At 66.2% G+C, this 17,076-nt stretch carries 13 protein-coding genes; 5 read left to right on the plus strand and 8 right to left on the minus strand.

Going from position 1 to position 17,076, the window contains the following annotated elements; translation table 11 throughout:
- Positions 1-56: 56 nt before the first annotated feature.
- Both KY501_RS34435 and KY501_RS34440 read right to left on the minus strand, forming a co-directional pair.
- Positions 57-968: an alpha/beta fold hydrolase gene (locus KY501_RS34435; protein ID WP_224367938.1), complete on the minus strand. Its 912-nt coding sequence runs from the start codon at positions 966-968 to the stop codon at positions 57-59.
- Positions 962-1,687 carry a MerR family transcriptional regulator gene (locus KY501_RS34440; protein ID WP_224367939.1) on the minus strand — a complete coding sequence of 242 codons (726 nt, stop codon included), beginning with the start codon at positions 1,685-1,687 and terminating at the stop codon, positions 962-964. Before KY501_RS34440 ends, KY501_RS34435 begins: the two co-directional genes overlap by 7 nt.
- A gap of 112 nt (positions 1,688-1,799) precedes the next feature.
- Here KY501_RS34440 and KY501_RS34445 point away from each other — a divergent pair, with 112 nt between their 5' ends.
- The 3 genes from KY501_RS34445 to KY501_RS34455 all read left to right on the plus strand — a co-directional run bounded on the left by KY501_RS34445 (position 1,800) and on the right by KY501_RS34455 (position 4,540).
- Entirely contained in the window at positions 1,800-2,258 is a 459-nt protein-coding gene (locus KY501_RS34445; protein ID WP_224367940.1) for a GNAT family N-acetyltransferase, read from the plus strand.
- Positions 2,259-2,307: 49 nt separating this feature from the next.
- Complete coding sequence (locus tag KY501_RS34450) at positions 2,308-3,582, plus strand: serine hydrolase domain-containing protein (RefSeq protein WP_224367941.1); 1,275 nt, start codon at positions 2,308-2,310, stop codon at positions 3,580-3,582.
- Positions 3,583-3,727: 145 nt separating this feature from the next.
- Entirely contained in the window at positions 3,728-4,540 is an 813-nt protein-coding gene (locus KY501_RS34455; RefSeq protein WP_224367942.1) for a DNA/RNA non-specific endonuclease, read from the plus strand.
- A 1,109-nt stretch (positions 4,541-5,649) separates the two neighbouring features.
- Here KY501_RS34455 and KY501_RS34460 read toward each other — a convergent pair.
- A complete protein-coding gene (locus KY501_RS34460; RefSeq protein ID WP_224367943.1) occupies positions 5,650-7,881 on the minus strand; it encodes a discoidin domain-containing protein in 2,232 nt (743 codons plus the stop codon).
- A 264-nt stretch (positions 7,882-8,145) separates the two neighbouring features.
- Between KY501_RS34460 and KY501_RS34465 the strand changes: the two genes are divergently transcribed.
- Entirely contained in the window at positions 8,146-10,074 is a 1,929-nt protein-coding gene (locus KY501_RS34465; RefSeq protein WP_224367944.1) for a PAS domain-containing sensor histidine kinase, read from the plus strand.
- Between the two features lie 96 nt (positions 10,075-10,170).
- On the opposite strand, the gene KY501_RS34470 is transcribed toward KY501_RS34465, so the two are convergent.
- Genes KY501_RS34470 through KY501_RS34490 form a run of 5 tightly spaced genes read right to left on the minus strand, consistent with a single transcriptional unit; the run spans position 10,171 to position 16,221 of the window.
- Positions 10,171-10,878 carry a pirin family protein gene (locus KY501_RS34470; protein ID WP_224367945.1) on the minus strand — a complete coding sequence of 236 codons (708 nt, stop codon included), beginning with the start codon at positions 10,876-10,878 and terminating at the stop codon, positions 10,171-10,173.
- The gene (locus KY501_RS34475; RefSeq protein WP_224367946.1) at positions 10,875-11,462 is read right to left on the minus strand and encodes a class I SAM-dependent methyltransferase; all 588 of its coding nucleotides are present in this window, start codon (positions 11,460-11,462) and stop codon (positions 10,875-10,877) included. The genes KY501_RS34470 and KY501_RS34475 overlap by 4 nt, the downstream gene beginning before the upstream one ends.
- A 31-nt stretch (positions 11,463-11,493) precedes the next feature.
- Positions 11,494-12,264: an SDR family oxidoreductase gene (locus tag KY501_RS34480; RefSeq protein WP_224367947.1), complete on the minus strand. Its 771-nt coding sequence runs from the start codon at positions 12,262-12,264 to the stop codon at positions 11,494-11,496.
- A 30-nt stretch (positions 12,265-12,294) separates the two neighbouring features.
- Entirely contained in the window at positions 12,295-13,320 is a 1,026-nt protein-coding gene (locus KY501_RS34485) for a methyltransferase (RefSeq protein WP_224367948.1), read from the minus strand.
- A 54-nt stretch (positions 13,321-13,374) separates the two neighbouring features.
- Positions 13,375-16,221: an AMP-binding protein gene (locus tag KY501_RS34490; RefSeq protein WP_224367949.1), complete on the minus strand. Its 2,847-nt coding sequence runs from the start codon at positions 16,219-16,221 to the stop codon at positions 13,375-13,377.
- 271 nt (positions 16,222-16,492) lie between these two features.
- Between KY501_RS34490 and KY501_RS34495 the strand changes: the two genes are divergently transcribed.
- On the plus strand, positions 16,493-17,074 hold the full coding sequence (locus tag KY501_RS34495) for an NUDIX domain-containing protein (protein WP_224367950.1): 582 nt from the start codon (positions 16,493-16,495) through the stop codon (positions 17,072-17,074).
- The last annotated feature ends 2 nt before the right edge of the window (positions 17,075-17,076 follow it).

Below are 17,076 nucleotides of genomic sequence, written 5' to 3' on the forward strand. Positions count from 1 at the left end.
GATCGCCCCCTGGCTCCGAGGAGGAGAACGCGGAGACGGGCGCGGGCAAGGAGTCGTTATGGGCGCCCCGCCCGTGCCTCTCCGGACCGCACGACCGAGGCGATGTGGTCGGCGATTCTCAACCACAAATCACGAGGGAGATCGTGCCCCATTCCCTCGATGAGCACGAGCTCGGCACCGGGAATAGCGGCTGCCGTGGCTCGGCCGCCGCTGGGATCGCACATCGTGTCGGCGAGCCCATGCAGCACGAGCGCCGGTACGTCGAGCGTGCGCAGTAACCGGGTGCGGTCGCCGGACGCGACCGTCGCGACAGCCTGGGGCGCGATCGCGGCTTCGTCGTAGCCGCGGTCGTACGCGAGCCCGGCGCGCTCGGCCACATCGGCCACGTCGGCCGGGAATGCGGGAGAGCCGACGGTTCCGATGTTGCGCACAGCGCGTGCGACAACCTCCTCGCGCGTGCGGGCCGGAGGTCCTCCGAACACCGACTTCAGAGTCGCGGGATGGGTTTGCCCGACAGCCATGTCGCCGGTCGTGAACATCATGGACGTGAGCGATCGCACCCGCTTCGGGTGCTCGATCGCCAGGGTCTGCGCGATCGCGCCCCCCATCGAGGCCCCCACGACATGAGCGGCGTCCACCTGCAGCACGTCGAGCAGGCCGACCGCGTCAGCGGCCATATCGGAGAGAGTGTACGAGACCGACGACAGATCGCCCCCAAGCGCCGCGGGCAGGTTGGCAGGCGGGGCCTCACGCAGGTGCGTGGAGTGTCCCGAGTCGCGGTTGTCGAAGCGCACGACATGCAGGTCACGTTGGACGAGCGCCTGGAGGAACCCGAGCGGCCAGTGCACAAGCTGGGCAGCGATGCCCATCACCAGCAAGACCGTCGGGTGTGCCGGATTGCCGAGCCGCTCGTAAGCAATGTCCAGGTGTGACGGACCGACGTGGTGAGCGATGAGTTCGTTCAGCATGGTTCGTTCTCCGTCTCGTGAAGGCTGGCAAGGGCCTGGTGGAGGTACCGCATCAACTTGGGGTCCCACCCGGCGAGGTTCTGGGGTGGAGCCACCTGGCGCAGGCGCGCGAGCGCATCCAACGTCGCACGATCGCCGCCGGCGAAGTCGTGCATCCGCGCCAGCGCCTCGCGGGCCACGGCACGGACACGCGGTGTCGAAGGTGCGTCTCCCGCATCCATGCAGGCACGAAGCTCGTGGCCGAGCGCTCGCCAGCGGGACTCAGCGTCGTCGGGTGGACGGCCGTTCGTGCTGCGCGCGTCAATGCGGCGAGAGACCAGGGACATCGCCTCGATCGTGGCGAGCAAGTCGTCGGTTTCGACGGCGCGATTCGCCTGTGCGCACGCGCGCTCGAGGAGCAAGCGAAGCCGCCCGAGCCGCTGAAGCTCGGCGTCGACGCGGGCCAGGTGCTCACGCAGGACGTCGCCGAGTGCGGCGCTGTCGTTCTCGAGCGTGCGGCCGATCTCCGCGAGCGACAGGCCCAGGTCGCGCAGTGCGCGGATGCGGTAGAGGCGGCGCACGTCGTGCTCGTCGTAGAGCCGTTGGTGCCCCTCTGTCCGCGCCGCGGGCCCCAGCAGCCCGATGTGCTCGTAGTGGTGAAGGGTGCGCACCGTCAATCCGGTGGCAGCCGCCAGGTCGCCGATCCGCCAGCGTCGTCGACTCGTCGTTCGTTCCTTCATGGCCGGCGTACGGTACAACCTGACGTTGCGTCAGGTGCAAGGGCACCGGAAGGACTTGCGCAACCCCTGAAGACCTCTAGAGAGTGAGCCAGCTTCCGTCCCGTACCAGGCCATGCACATCCGCCCCATCACCTCCTCGGACTCCGCGTTCATCCTCGGGCTTACCCACCGCTTTACTGACTTCCCGCTGCCGCTGGGCCGAACGAGGGAGGTCGTCGAGGCCGGCATCCGCCGAGACCTCGAGCGCCACGTGGAGGAGCGGCCGGCAAACTCCTTCTTCTTCATCCTGGAGGAAGACGATGGCACCCGAGCCGGCTTCATCCACCTGCTGGTGATGGAGGACTTCTTCAGCGGCGGTCGCAATTGCCATATCTCGGATCTGGCGGTGGCGCAGGGGCATGAGGGGCGCGGCCACGCACGCCGGCTGCTCGCGTTCGCTGATGAGTTCGGGCGGGAGCAGCGCTGCGAACGGCTGACGCTGGCCGTCTTCCCGGGAAACGAGCGCGCCAGGAAGCTCTACGAGACAGCAGGGTGGGACTACGAACTGCTGCGAATGAGCAGGCCGCTCTGATCTGGCATCGCGATGACGGGGACGCTGCGGCGTGCCAAGTTCGCGCTTCATGCGCCGCATCGTTCTCACCGCCGCTGTAACGGTCGTTGCGCTTCTAACGTGGACTGGCCTCGTCTCCGCCGCTGCGCTCCACGGCTGGGGCCGAGCGCCTGTCGCACCGCGCGGTGACACACAAGCCTTCGCCGCAGCCGCCCGCGCCAAGCTCGACAAGGAGAGCCGTGGCAACGCGGCGCTCGTGCTCATCGAAGAGGGCCACGTCGCTGCGACTCATTTCCAATCGGTCGGCGCTCCGGTCGACGGCACTTCGCTCTTCCAGGTCGCCTCGCTCAGCAAATGGATAACGGCCTGGGGCGTGATGACGCTCGTCGAGCAAGGCAAGCTCGAGCTCGACGCGCCGGTCTCGCGCTATCTCACGCGCTGGCGCCTGCCCGAGAGCCCGTACAACGATCAGGTCACGTTACGCCGCGTGCTCAGCCACACTGCGGGCTTCACCGATGGCCTTGGCTATGCGGGCTTTCCGCCCGGTGCCCCGATCCAATCTCTTGAAGAGTCGCTCACGCGCGCGGCCGATGCATCGCCCGGCGCTGCCGGCGCCGTGCGAGTCGGCTACAAGCCTGGCACCGACTGGCGTTATTCCGGAGGCGGCTACACGCTCTTGCAGTTGCTCATCGAGGAAGTGTCAGGCGAGCCGTTCAACGATTACATGCGCCGCGCCGTGCTCGTCCCGCTCGGAATGACAGGCTCGACCTTCGTGCTCGACGACGCGACGCGCCCACACGTCGCCGCGAGCTACGATTCCGACGGACTCGAAGCGACGCATTTCACGTTCACGGCCACAGCCGCCGTTTCGCTCTATACATCCACGGACGACCTCACGCGCTTCCTCCAGGCGCACAGGCCCGGCCCCCAAGGCGAGCCCGAAGGACGCGACGTGTTGCGCCCCGAAACGCTGCGGTTGATGCGCCACCCCGAAGGGCATCGCTACGGCTTCCCCATCTGGGGCCTCGGCCTCGTCCTCTACGCACCCAATGACACCGGCGGCTTCGTCATCGGCCATGACGGCAACAACGCGCCCACCAACACTGCGGCGCGCATCGATCCCGATTCCGGCGACGGAATCATTGTGCTGCTCACGGGCACGCCGCTCCTCGCCTCGAGAGTCGCGGGCGAATGGGTGTTCTGGAACGTCGGCGAAGTCGATCTGCTCACCGTCGTGATGGAAGCGAGGCGCGCCTTCGTCTGGCTCATCGGCGGTTGGCTCGCCCTCCTCGCAGCCGCCACCTTCGCCACGATCTCCTGGTGGCGGCGCAAACCCGGGTCTTGAGGCACCCCGGGTCCCGGCGCACTGCTGCTGCAGCGTCAGCCAGCGCGGCACCCGTTTTCTATCGACTCTCAAGAATCGCGAGTAACGTTGGGACCGCAACACGCCCATGCAACCCCCCTTCAGCAAGGAGCGATGGATGCGCCCCATGAACTCGTTGTCCGTTGTCGCGGTTTTTGGTCTGTGTCTCGCCGGTTGTGGAGCCCCCCAGGAAGATCTCGGCGGTGACGGGCTCGCCAGTCAGATCGAACGGGACTTCGGTGGGCCGAGCGGCCTCATGGATTTCTTCGAGAGCCACTCGGAGGCAGAGATCCAGCAGGCTCTTGCGCCCTATGGCGTCGGGTTCCAGCTCCACACTCCAGAGGAACTCCAGCAGGAGATGGAGCTCCGCGGTGCCACGGGCGTCAACGCCGCGCTCATCACCGACTGCCCGCAGTACTTCCCGACGAGCGATCGGAACATCTGGCACAGCCTGAACGGCGAGTACTACTACATCGAAGGCTCGGGCCGACCGAACCGGGCATATTCGTACCTGCCGCCGATCGCCGCCGAGGCGCGCAACGACTCCTGCCAGACGAGCGTGGGGCAGTGGGGCGACGCGGCCAATCCCAGCAACGACTACGACGGAGGGCACCTCATCGGCTCGCAGCTCGGTGGCTGGGGGAAGCGGGCGAACCTGGTGCCTCAGGATGCCAACTTCAACCGCGGGAACTGGGTGACGCTCGAGAACAAGATGGCCAAGTGCGCGTCGCTGCCCGCGGGCCGGCTGCGCTACTACATCGGCGCGAACTACTCGAACAGCACCACGCTCATCCCCAACACGCTGACGATGCAGATCACCAACCAGTCCAGCGGGGCCAACATCTCCCTCTCGTTCGATAACGTGGACTACGGCGGCACGAATGGCACGGCCCAGAAGAACAGTGGCGTGACGTTCCTGACCAACCAGGGCTGCAACTGAGCACCTTCGCAACAGGGGCGCCGTCCGCTACCCAGGCTCAGGCGGCGCCTGTCGCGACTGTTTCGAGATCTTCAGCAAACATGATCTCCCGGTGCTGCTCCTTCCTCCTGCTGACACTCCTGGTCGCGTCGAGTTGCGTGAGCACGCCAGCCCCTCCGCTCTCCGGCTTCGGAGCTACAAGTCAGCGGCAGCCGACTCCATGGCCCAAGAGCACCAGGCACCAGGAACTCCGAGCCGATGGTGCTGGCCCCTCCACTCCGTCGACCCCATTACCGCCTCCCAAATCGAAAGATGACGAGCCCACCTTCTGTAAGTTGAACCCTGAAGGGTGTCCGCCTCTCCCGCATTCCAAACCAGAGCCTGGAGATCAGGCCATGGACCCATGGAAGTCTTTCGCGTGCATTCAGGCGTGCAATGCCGGTAGTGCAGCCGTGGAGCGGTTTTGCAGTGCACTCCCAGACAAGACCAAGAAACAGAAAGAAATTCGCGCCATCTGCTGGGGCGTGAGCCGAGGCGGACAGGCCGCATGTGTCGTGTTCTGCCGGGCCTATTTCGGCCCCCCAAGAGATCCCTGAGGTGAACCCCATGCCGGATGACGACTGGCGTCCGAAGTTGGCTCACATTGAAGATCCCATTGCTGACGACCTCTGGGAGTACGTCACGCCACAAGGACGACGACGCACCTCAAGGCTTATCGTGGGACGTCCTACCCACCATCCTCCGGCGCGAGCCTGGTACTGCCCCATCCTGATCGAGGGACACAGCCCTGGAGTTGATCCGGTGTTTGGTCAAGGACCCGTGGACGCGCTGATGAACGCAATGACGGTGGTCAAAGCCTTCTTCGAGAAGAACCTCTCCGTCGTTCCCGGAGCCAAGCCGAGCCCGAGCCGCCAAAAGAGTCTCGTCACCTCTCGTCGACGGAACAAGAGTGCCCCCCAGGCAACCACTCCCGTAGCGAAGCCCCGGAAGACGAGCCGAAGCAAGCGCAGGAGGAACTAATCGGGGCATGAGTAGGACCGCAGAGCCGTGCCCCCCTCGAGTTCCGAGAGGGGCACGCCAGCTTCAGAACTCCTCTCGGTCCTTGTCGAACCGAGACGCGGAGCTCACGGCTACGGGCAGACCGTCTGGGGATGCTCGAAGCTCATGCCATCCACATCGAGCGTGAAGCCAGAGTCCCACGTATCCGCGTGGACCTCCACCTGCCGCAGGTTGTGCAAGTCCACCGCGCTCCCCGACACGCTCCAGGTGGAGTTCCCAGCGAGAGGGAGGGTGATGGCGGTCCAGGTGGTGCCGTCCTTGGTGAGCAACTGCTGGTTGGGCGTATAGGTCCGCCGCAGGCCGGCCGCATCCTGCAGCACCACCACGGGGAAGTTCCCCTGCCAGCCCACGGGCGTGGTGTTGAGGCCACGCACGGCGAACCGCAGCTGCTCGTAGCCCGACACGTCCATCACGCTGCTGCCAGGCGCCGTGAAGCGAACGGCGAAGTCGAACGCAGCCTGGGTGACAGCGCGCAGCCCCTTGGAGCCCCGGTACACCTGGCTCCCAGTAAGCGCGCTCAGCGTCGTCGTCGCGTTGTCGGAGGCCCAGGACGTCCAGCGCAGCATCAGGTTGGACTCGGCCAGGTCTCCACAATCACGAGGCGCAACGCACACATCCCCCACCCGGTCCCCGTCCACGTCCGCCTGATCAGCGTTGGCCGTGGAGGGGCAATTGTCCCTCCCGTTGGACACGTGGCCCGCGGGCACGGTGCAGGAGACGTACTGGGTGGAGAGATCTCCGAAGCCATCGCCGTCCGTGTCCGCGTACCACGTGGGGCACTCCAGCCCGAGCGCCAGGTCATCATGGTCGTCGAACACGCCCGTGCTGCACGGGGTGGCGCTGCCCGTGTAGCGGAACTGTCCACGGACAGCCTGGAGCCCTCCGGCCGGCAGCACGTAGGTCGCCTCCAGCGTCTGCTGCCCGCTCGCCACGGGATTCATCGTTCCCAGGAGCTGCCACGAAGGCTGCTGGGCCGTGCTGGTGGTGTACAGGTCCAGGAAGTCATTGGCGGCGCTCCACACCCAGACGGTGGCGGAGACCTTCACCAGCTTCCCCGCGGTGAGCGGCCCCCCATCCACAGAGGACACCACCAGCCGGTCCAGGGACTCGTCCGAGTGGAACGTACCGTTGGTGCCATCCGCGCAACTCCCATAGAGGGTGTTGGAGGCGTTGGCCTCCGGGCCCAGGCCGGCGCGGCCAGTCAGCAGCGAGCCTGAGTCACACGTGGAGAAGCTCCCGGAGCATCGCGGCACCTGGAGCGTCGCATCATAGGTGGCCGTCGCGGCCGCCGCCGTGCAGACGCCCTGCCCGTAGAGCTGGATCTCATTCAGGTGTCCCCAGCCCCCATTCCACTGGGTCGCGCGGAAGCGGACGTAGCGGGCGGAGACGGCCGGGAAGCTCACGTCCTGGGGCGTGCGGTTGTCCGCGTCCGTATGCGTCACCGTCTTCATCAGCAGCCACGAGGTGCCGTCCAAGCTGCCTTCCAGCACGCTGTCCGACGAGTCCCCGTAGTTGGTGTCCCAGCCCCAGACGACCCGGGCCCGGGAGATGTCATGCGGCGTCCCCAGATCCACCCGGAGCCAGGCCCCGGTGGAGAGGTCGGTCTGCCAGGTGGTGCCATCGTTTCCATCCACGGCCTTGTCCGGCGTTCCCGTGGACCAGTAACCGCTGGACGTCGCAGGCTTGTTGCGCGCCAGGTTCTCATAGAGCTGGATCTCGTTCAGGTGTCCCCAGCCCCCGTTCCACCGGGTCGCGCGGAAGCGGACGTAGCGGGCGGAGACAGCCGGGAAGGTCACATCCTGGGGCGTACGGTTGTCCGCATCCGTGTGCGTCACCGTCTTCATCGGCACCCACGAAGTGCCATCCAGGCTGCCCTCCAGCAGGCTGTCCGACGAGTCTCCGTAGTTGGTGTCCCAGCCCCAGATGACCCGAGCCCGGGAGATGGAGCGAGCCGCGCCCAGATCCACCTGGAGCCAGGCCCCGGTGGAAAGGTCCGTCTGCCAGGTGGTGCCATCGTTTCCATCCACAGCCTTGTCCGGCGTTCCCGTGGACCAGTAGCCGCTGGACGTCACGGGCTTGTTGAACGCGACGTTGTCTCCACAGGAGACCACGAGCGCCGCCTGCTCCGTCTCCCAGGAGTTCTCGGCAGCAGCCTCCTCAAGGGCCTCATTCCCCGCCGCGCCGCACCCTGTGAGTAGCGCTGCTCCCAGCAGTACCGAGACGCTCACGCTCCTCGTCACCCCAGCGCTCAGTCGCGCGGACGTGACACCGGCCCTGCGCACGATCTTCTGGCTCCGAAACATTTGGTACGTCCTCCTCATCGCGTCGCGTTCCATTCGCGCCGCATGGAGGAGACGTCCCCCCCGCCAATCCTTACCTGGGAAATTCGTCCTCTTTTTTCCAGCGAGTCACGATCGACTTCCCGGACAGCCGAGGGTAGGAGTTCGGCGTTCCCATTCGGCCAGCGTTGGCAATCGAGCGTTCGCCCGCTCCGCCCTGCATCCTGAGCACAGGGGACAAGGAGATACTGCGCGCGTCCTGTTCTTCCCGTGGAGGGCAGCACCGCCATGCCTCGTGTCCTACCGCGCATCCACGGCCACTCATTCCCTCAGGGGCGCCCAGGGTCGCTCGAGATCTTCCGGTCCAGGGCGCTCCGATGGATCGATCTCCTGATCTCGGAGCCCCTGCGGCGGGCTCCGCTCGCGGAGCGAACGCGCGCCCGGGTGCTGTCTGGCACCACCTGCGGTCTGCTCCTGTTCGACCTGCTCTACACCGTGCTGCTGCCAGCTCCCGCTGGCGCATGGCTCTGGTGGATCCCCGGCATCACCGGCTGCTTGGGCATGTCCTGCGCACTGCTGTTGCTGCGCCGGGCGCGGACGCTCACGATCCCAGCGTTCGTCCTCTGCGCGAGCATGCTGTGGGAGGTCTCCCTCACCCTGGCCCTCTATCGGAATGCCTACGCCAGCACGCATGCTTCGTTCATGCTGGTGCCCGCCGTCGGCGTGTACCTGCTGGGCCCTCGCAAGGGACTCTTCCTCGCGCTGTTCGCCCTCCTGCCCCCCTTCATCATTGGCTGGCTGATCGATACCCAGACAGGCCTTCGGGAGATCCCTCCCGTGCCCGGGTTCCGCGGAGTGCTCCTCATCGCATTCGCGCTGTCCATGTTGAGCATCTGGCTGCTGGGCGCCGTGAACAGCGGTGTGCAGAACGCGGCACAGCAGACGCTCGAGCGCGCCCTGAAGGAACTCGGGGACTCCGAGCGCAAGCTCAGTAGCCTCTTCGAGAGCACGGACGGCATGATGTGCTCGCTCGATGAGGAAGGGCGCGTGCTCGTGGTCAACACGGCGATGAAGCAGCACTTCCGCCCCCTCTCCGGCCGCACGCCTGTCGTCGGCCAACAGCTCTTCGCGGAGGCGGAGCCGAGCATCCGGCAGGTGTGGGAGGAACGCTTTCAGCAGGTGCTCCAAGGCCAGCACCTGCGGTTCGAGGTGGAGTGCCGGGAGGGTCCATCCCAGGTCGTGCTGGATACCTCGCTGAGCCCCATCCTCGACGAGAACGGAGTGCCCAGGGGCATCGTCCTGTTCTCGCGGGACATCACGGCTCGCAAGGAGGCGGAGACACGGCTGGCCGAGATGCACCGTACGCTGGTGGATGTCTCCCGGCAGGCCGGCATGGCGGAGGTCGCCACGGGCGTGCTCCACAATGTGGGCAACGCCTTGAACAGCGTCAACATCTCGGCCCACTTCATCGGAGACAAGCTGCGCAAGCTGCGCGTCTCGGGCGTGGAAAGGACGGCCACGCTGATGAAGGAGCACTCGCACGAGCTGGGCTCCTTCCTCACCACGGATGCGCGAGGCCAGCAACTCCCGGCCTATCTCGAGGCGCTCGCCCAGGGGCTCCACGCGGAGCAGGAGGCCCTCGTGAAGGAGGCGGACTCGCTGGCCGAGGGTATCGAGCACATCAAGGCCATCGTCAGCATGCAGCAGAAGCACGCGAAGACCGTCGGCGCCGTGGAGGCGCTCTCGGTGCCGCAGTTGCTGAACGAGGCGCTGCGCCTGAATGCCACGTCCTTCGAGCGCGCGAGCATCCGCATCGAGCGCGATTTCGCCGACGTGCCCTCCCTCGTCACGGATCGCCACAAGCTGATGCAGATCCTCATGAACCTGCTGACCAACGCCCGGCACGCGTTGGAGGGCAGCGAGGGGAAGGACAGGTGCATGCGCATCCGCGTCGGATTCACCGCGGACGGCGAGCACCTGCTCGTCCAGGTGAGCGACAACGGCGTGGGGATTGCCCCGGAGCACCTGCCGCGCCTGTTCACCCAGGGCTTCACGACGAAGAAGGAAGGCCATGGGTTCGGCCTGCACGTGAGCGCCGTGTCGGCCAAGGAGATGAAGGGCCGGCTCACCTGCGCCAGTGCTGGGCTAGGTCAAGGCGCCACGTTCACCCTTGAACTGCCCCTGGCGGCTCCAGAACTCCCTACCCCAGGAGCGTGAGCCGCCATCCCATGCCTTGCACCAGCTATGACTGCCGCCCCTATCTGAACGGGAACGCGGTGAGCCTCACGGGCCAGTACCCGTGAGGTGAGACACTCAAAGCACCGTCTCCATGAGCCACAAATCGGAAGGAGCCTTGATCTCCAGCTCGAGAGCATCCGTCTCGGCAACGAACAGGGTGTCCTGCCGCTGGAGTTGCTTTCCGGCAAAGGCGATGAGCCCATCGAGCACGAACAGCATCACTCCGTGACCGCGCTTGCGGAGCGTATGCCGAGCCGACTTCCCCGCCTCGAAGCTCCCCCGATAACACCAGACATCCTGCTTGAGGCTCAGGATGTTGTCCTCGGTGGAGGGCGCCACCTGCAGCTGCCACCGGTTCTTCCTCTGCGCGGGCTCGAACGACTTCAGCTGAATGTCTGGCTTGGTGTTCCGCGCCTTCGGCGCGATCCAGATCTGCAGGTGCCGCGAGGTCTTGTCGTTCCAGAGGTTCCCGCCCGCATGGTAGATGCCGGAACCACTGCTGATGAGCTGCACGGCATTCGAGTGGAGCTCCTGGGAGTACCCCAGGTTGTCCTTGTGGGACTCGAACCCGTCGATCACCACCGTGAGGACCTCGGTGTTCGCGTGCGGGTGCATCCCCACGAACGACTTCGGATACAGGAAGTCGTCGTTGAAGACGTGGATGGGGCCAAAGTTGTCCGGCCTCACCACGGAGGGCTGCCCCAGGCTGAAGACGGCGTGCCCCTTGAACTCGGAGTTCTCGAACACTCCGAGATCCTGAGAGGACAGAGCGTGCGCTCTCATGAGGCCTGCCGCGTGAAGCTGGCGAGCCAGCCGTGAGCGCCGCCGTCCTGCCGGTTGTGGCTTTCGCAGCGGACCTCGCGGAGCGCGTCGAGGCGGAAACCCCGCGCGAAAGAGGCCTGGAGCGCGTCCTGAGACACGCGGCGCGGCCCAGGCCCCTGGGGCTCGCGGTCGCTGTAGCAGAGGACATGGAGACGCCCCCCGGGCACAAGCACCGCGGCCAGGCTCTCCACGTAGCGCTCGGGCGCTCCGATGACATGGTACAGGCCCGAGTCGATGATGATGTCGTAGCGCGTCGCGGAGGCAGGCAGCTCGAAGACGTCACCGACGAACAGATCGATGACGAGGCCCCGCTCCCGCGCCTTCTTGCGCGCCAGCTCGATGGCGAGCGGGGAGAGATCCACACCGGTGACAGACACGCCACGGCGCGCCAGCTCCATCACGTGCTCGCCGGTGCCACAGCCCGCGTCGAGCACCCGGCCCTGGAAGGGGGTGCTGTCAAAGAGCTCCTGGAACGCCCTCTGCGGACGGCCGAGCTCCCACGGAGGAACCGCGCGATACATCTCATCGAGCTTCTGTGCATCCATGGTCAGTGCGCTCCTGGAGCCAGGACCGGGCCTAGTGAACGGCCTTCTTCATGCCTCCATCCACGGAGAAGTTGGCTCCGGTGATGTAGGAGGCGTGAGGAGAAGAGAGGAAGGCCGCGAGCGCCGCGAACTCCTCGGGCTTGCCAATCCGGCCCGTGGGGATCATCGCCACGGCCCGGGCGCGGGCCTCGCTGTGAGCCTTGTCATCGCTGCTCTTGCCCCCGTCGCCGAGCATCCCGGGCAGCAGCGTATTCACCGTGATTCCGGCAGCCGCCACCTCCGAGGACAGCGTCTTGAAGTAGGCCACCACCGCGGACCGCAGCGCCGACGACTGAACGAAGCCGGGCAGGGGCTGGATCGCCGCGAGCGAGGCGACGGTGAGGATCCGGCCAAACCCCGCCTCCTTCATTCCCGGCACCACCGCCTGGGTCATGGCCACGGCGCTCAGGAAGGCCATGGTGAACCCTTCGCGCCAGTCCTCCAGCGTCAAGGTGTGCGTGGGCCCGATCTTCGGCCCACCCGTGTTGTGGACGAGGATCTCCACCGGCCCGCCCAGCTTCTGCGCCACGCGGCTGATGAACTCCGGAGCAGCCTCGGGCGCGCGAAGATCGAACGGCTCCCAGACGACCTTGGCCTTCGTCTCCTCGTGAATCTGCTTCGCGGCCTGCTCCAGCTGCTCGCCGCCGCGTGAGCTGATGCAGAGGTCCACCCCTTCGGCGGCCAACGCCTTGGCGATGGCGAACCCCAGGCCCCGCGACGAGGCCAACACCAGCGCCCGCTTTCCCTTGAGCTGCAAATCCATACTGCATGTCTCCTGACGTGGATTCCGCGGCTAGACGCGCACGGCGTCGACGATGCTGTACAGCTCCGGCATGGGGATGATGCGCTCGACGCGCCAGCCCGTCCGCGTGAGCAGCCCCACCATCTCCGCTTCGGTCCGCTCGCGGCCTCCCAGGAGCATGAGCACCTTGAGGTCCACGCTCGCCAGCGACGAGGGCGGCGGCTTGGTAGGAAGGATCATGTCCACCACGAGCAGCCGGCCCCCCGGGGGCGCGGCGCGATGGCAGTTGCGGAGGATCGTCTCGCACTGCTCATCACCCCAGTCGTGCAGAACCGACTTGATGGCGTAGAGATCGGCGCCCGCCGGCACATCCTTGAAGAAGTCCCCGCCGATCGGCTCGATGCGATCGGCGAGCCCTTCCTTTGCAATCACCGGGCGCGCGCGCTCGATGACGTTCGGCAGATCGAGGAGGATTCCGCGCGCGTTCGGGGCCGCGCGGACCATGGCACGCAGCAGGGCGCCCTGGCTGCCACCCACGTCGACGATCTTCTTGAACGGGGTGACGTCATAGAGCCGGACCACGTCGGCGGAGACCATGGCGGAGACGTTGCCCATGGCTCGGGCGAACTGCGCACCCTCCTCGGCGTTCTTCGCGTAGTAGTCCCAGATCTCCATTCCGAGCGCCTTCTTCGTGATGGGCGCGCCCGTCATCACCGCCTCGTGGATGTGATTCCAGGGCAGCCACTGCGCCGGCGCGAGCTGCGCGATGACGAAATCCCGCAGCGAGCCAGAGATGTCGGTCCGCAGGCTCTCAGCCAACTTGTTCATCGAGAAGCGGCGCCCCTCGTGCTCGGTGAACACGCCCACGCTGGCGCAGGAGCGCAGCAGCCGGTAGAGCGCGTCGGGGTTGGCGCCCGTGGCCGCGGCCAGCTCGTCGCTGCTCTTCGGCCCCCCGGTGAGTTGATCCGCGATGCCGAGGCGCGCAGCCTCGCCCACGGCCTGCATGCCCCAACAGTTGAAGATCATATCCATCAACTGCCTGCGCTCAGCGGTAACAGCGGTATCGGACTGTGCCATCGTGTGAGTCTCGTTCTCGAAATGGTGGAGTCTTGATGCGGCAATGCAGGTGGCTCACGCCTTGCTGCGGGCCTCGGCGCGCTCGAGTTCCTTGCGCAGGATGGCCTGGAAGCTCGACACGTGCTTGGCCCCCATCAGCGTGTAGTGCTCACCAGGGACGTCAATATAACGATTGGGCTCCCGGGCGAAGCGATCCCACTGCTTGAGCTGCTTGTTCAGCCAGTCCTGCTTCGTGCCGGCCAACGGGATGGCGTAGAAGACGGAGAGCGACCGCACGCTGCCGCTCGGCTCGTACTCGCGCCCCATCTTCAGCAGGGACTGGGTGAGCTCCGCCCAGGCTCCGAACTTGTTCACGTCGAGATCGAGCTCCTCGAGCCGCTTCTTCGGGGAGATCTTCATGATGTAGTCCAGCTGCTCCTGCTTCGACAGCGGCTGCAGGAGGTTGGACAGCTCCTCGGTCTGCGACTTCTTGATCAGGTCCAGGAAGAACGCCAGGTTGAGCATTCCCTCGGTGTAGTTCAGCTCGTTCATCCGGTACTTGATGTGGGGTGGCAGGTTGAAGATGCCGACGAAGTCCACACGCTCCCCCTGGGCCTCGAGCACCTTGGCGATCTCGAACGCCACGGCCCCGCCGTACGAATAACCCGCGAGGGCGTAGGGCCCCTTGGGCTGCTTCGCGCGGATGGCTCGCGCGTAGCAATCCACCATCTCCGGGAAGCTGGTGAAGTACGTCTCACCCTCGTTGAAGCCCCGGGCGCGCAGCGCGTAGAAGGGGCGCTCGTTGGTGAAGTACTTGGCCAGGTTCACGAACACCAGGACCTCGCCCACGCCCGGGTGGACGCAGAACAGGGGCGTCTTCGTGCCCCCGAGCTGCAAGGGCACGATGGGATCGTAGGTGCCAGCCTTCGGCCGCTCGCGCTGCTCCAGGCGGCTGGCCAGCTCGCGCACGGTCGGGTGCTGCATGAGCCAGAGGATGGGCAGCTGGGTGACTCCGAAGCGCTGCTCGACCCGGGCCTTGAGGCGGAGCACGTCCAGCGAGGTGCCGCCGATCTCGAAGAAGTTGGCGGTAGCGCTGAGGGTCTTCTCCTCGAGCCCGAACAGCCCCGCGTAGATCTGGCACAGCGCGGTCTCATACTCGCCCTGCGGCGCGACGTAGCCGCCGAGCTGCCGGGACGTCATCTCGGCGATCCAGGTCTGATCCGGAGCGAACTCCCCACCCTCCAGCCGCTTGCGCAGCTGGGCGCGCGGAATCTTCCCCAGGCTCGTCTTGGGGAAGGCGGACTTGGGCAGCGGCAGGACGACGGCCGGGCGGAACCCCCACAGGAGGATGACGCGGTTGCGGACGGAGATGAGCAGGCGGTGCAGCTCTGCCTCGTCCTCCTTGGGGACGCTGGTGGCGAAGAGCACGGCGAGCTGCTCCGTGTCCGCCCCCTTGGGCCGGATGGGGAACGCCGCCACGTAGGACTTCTCGACGCCCTCGATCTCCTCGAGCACCGCCTCCAGTTCGTGGCTGTAGTAGTTGACCCCGTTGATGATGATGCTGTCCTTGCTGCGCCCCACCAGCGAGAGCCGGCCGTCCTTGAGGACGCCGCGATCACCGGTGCGGAACCAGCCGTCCGGGGTGAAGGCGTCACGGGTGGCGGTCGGGTTGTTGAAGTAGCCACGGAAGATCATGGGCCCGCGCACCTGGAGCTCGCCCGCCGTCCCGTCCGGCACGGGAGCCTCCAGCTCCGCGTCGACGATGCGCAGCTGCATCCCCTGCACGGGCAACCCCAGCGAGGCGAACTCCAGGCCACCGTCGCAGCCGGGGAACTCGCGCGAGTACACGCTGCCGGCGCAGGTCTCCGTCATGCCGAAGGCCGGCCACAGCGCGCCCCGGGAGAGTCCGAAGCGGGCCAGCTGATCCAGGAACGCCTCCGCCGTCTTGCACACGTTGGACTCGCCACCGCTGACGATGTGCTTGAGCGAGGACAGATCCAACGACATCTGCTCGGGGGCCTGGGCCAGCTCCTTGTTGATGTGGCCGAGCAGGAAGTTCGGCGTGAAGGTCATCGTGACCCGGTACTGGGAGATGAGCTCCAGGAACCGCAGCGGCGCATCGAGGATGAACTGGGACTCGACGTGGAGCTGAATCGCGCCCGCGACGAGCGGCAGCATGTGGCACTCCAGCAGACCCGCCACGTGGTCGAAAGAGATCCAGTTCAGGGTGACGTCCTCGGGCGTCAGCTTCTGGCACTCCATCTTGGCGGCCATGGACGCGAGCAGGTTGCCGTGCGTCAGCATCACCGCCTTCGAGTTGCCGGTGGAGCCGGAGGTAAGCACCAGCAACGCCAGGTCCTCCCGGCGGGCCTGATGGGTCGTCGAATCCGCCTGGGATTCGCGCAGGGTCTCGAGCGCCACGACGGACACGCCGTCCACCGGCGGCAGCTCGGGCTGAAGCTCCCGGGTGGTGACGAGGCAGGGCCCCTCGAGGAGCCGGGAGAGGTTGGACAGCTGGGCCACCTTCTGGGCCGCGTCACCGCGCGGCATCGTCAGGGGGCATGGGACGAAGCCTCCCAGGATGCAGGCCCAGAAGGCCGGGAGGAAGTCCTGGGGGCGCTGGAGCAGGAGCGCCACCTTGTGGCCCGGCTGCAGCCCGGCGCCACGCAGCCCTCCCAGAATGCAGCGGGCCTCCATCGCGAGCTCAGGGTACGAGCAGAGGGTGGAGTCGTCGATGGCCGCGCCCGAGAAGAACATGGCGCCCGCGCGAGGGGCATGGACGGCTTGACGAAGAAGGAGTTGCGCCAGGTTGCCGCAGTCATTCAGCCATGCGGTTCCCGAGGATTGCCCCTCGAGCATGGCATTGGCAGGGAACGCCGCATTGTTTCCAAGGCCTCGCGCTTCATTCGTCTTCGTCTGCATAACTCCTCGCTGAGTACGAATTCCTTCGTGCTTCTTGGCTGCAGGACAGGACTTGAACCCTGCCCCTGAATCAGGGCAGGAATGGCAGCGCGGATAGTCTTTCTATCTGGATGTTCTCGTCAAGTGAGGAAATCGCGACCTATAAGAATTACCCGAGAAGTAACAAGACAGTCTACTGGGCGTGAAGAGACGCTCCTCCAGGCTTACATGTGTCGTTTGAGTATCGAGTTCCTGCGTCAGTCATGACTGCCTACATGCCAGGATGAGGCGCATGACAGAGGACGCCGAGCGCAACCCGTGGACCACGCTCTCTTCCCAGGTTCAATACGAGAACCCGTGGATCCGCGTGACGGAGCACCAGGTGCTCAACCCCAAGGGTCGGCCCGGCATCTATGGGACGGTCCACTTCCGCAACCTGGCCATCGGAGTGCTTCCGATCGATGCGGAGGGCTACACGTGGCTGGTGGGGCAGTACCGCTACCCGCTGAACCGGTACAGCTGGGAGCTTCCGGAGGGCGGCGGCAAACTGGGCGACGATCCCCTGCTGGCGGCGAAGCGCGAGCTTCAAGAGGAGGCGGGGCTCGTGGCCGGCTCCTGGCAGGAGTTGCTGCGGATGCACCTGTCCAACAGCGTCACCGATGAGCTGAGCATCTGCTACCTCGCGTGGTCCCTGTCGAAGACGCAGGCCCAGCCGGAGGAGACGGAGGAGCTCCAGGTGCGGCGTCTCCCCTTCTCCGAAGCCTTCGCCATGGTGGAGCGGGGAGAGATCACCGATTCAATCAGCGTCGCCGCCATCCTCAAACTTCAGCTCATGAGGCTCAGCGGACAGGTGCCCGCTGGCCTGTTTCCCTGAGC

The sequence above is a fragment of the Hyalangium versicolor genome (assembly GCF_020103695.1).
Lineage (GTDB): Bacteria > Myxococcota > Myxococcia > Myxococcales > Myxococcaceae > Hyalangium > Hyalangium versicolor.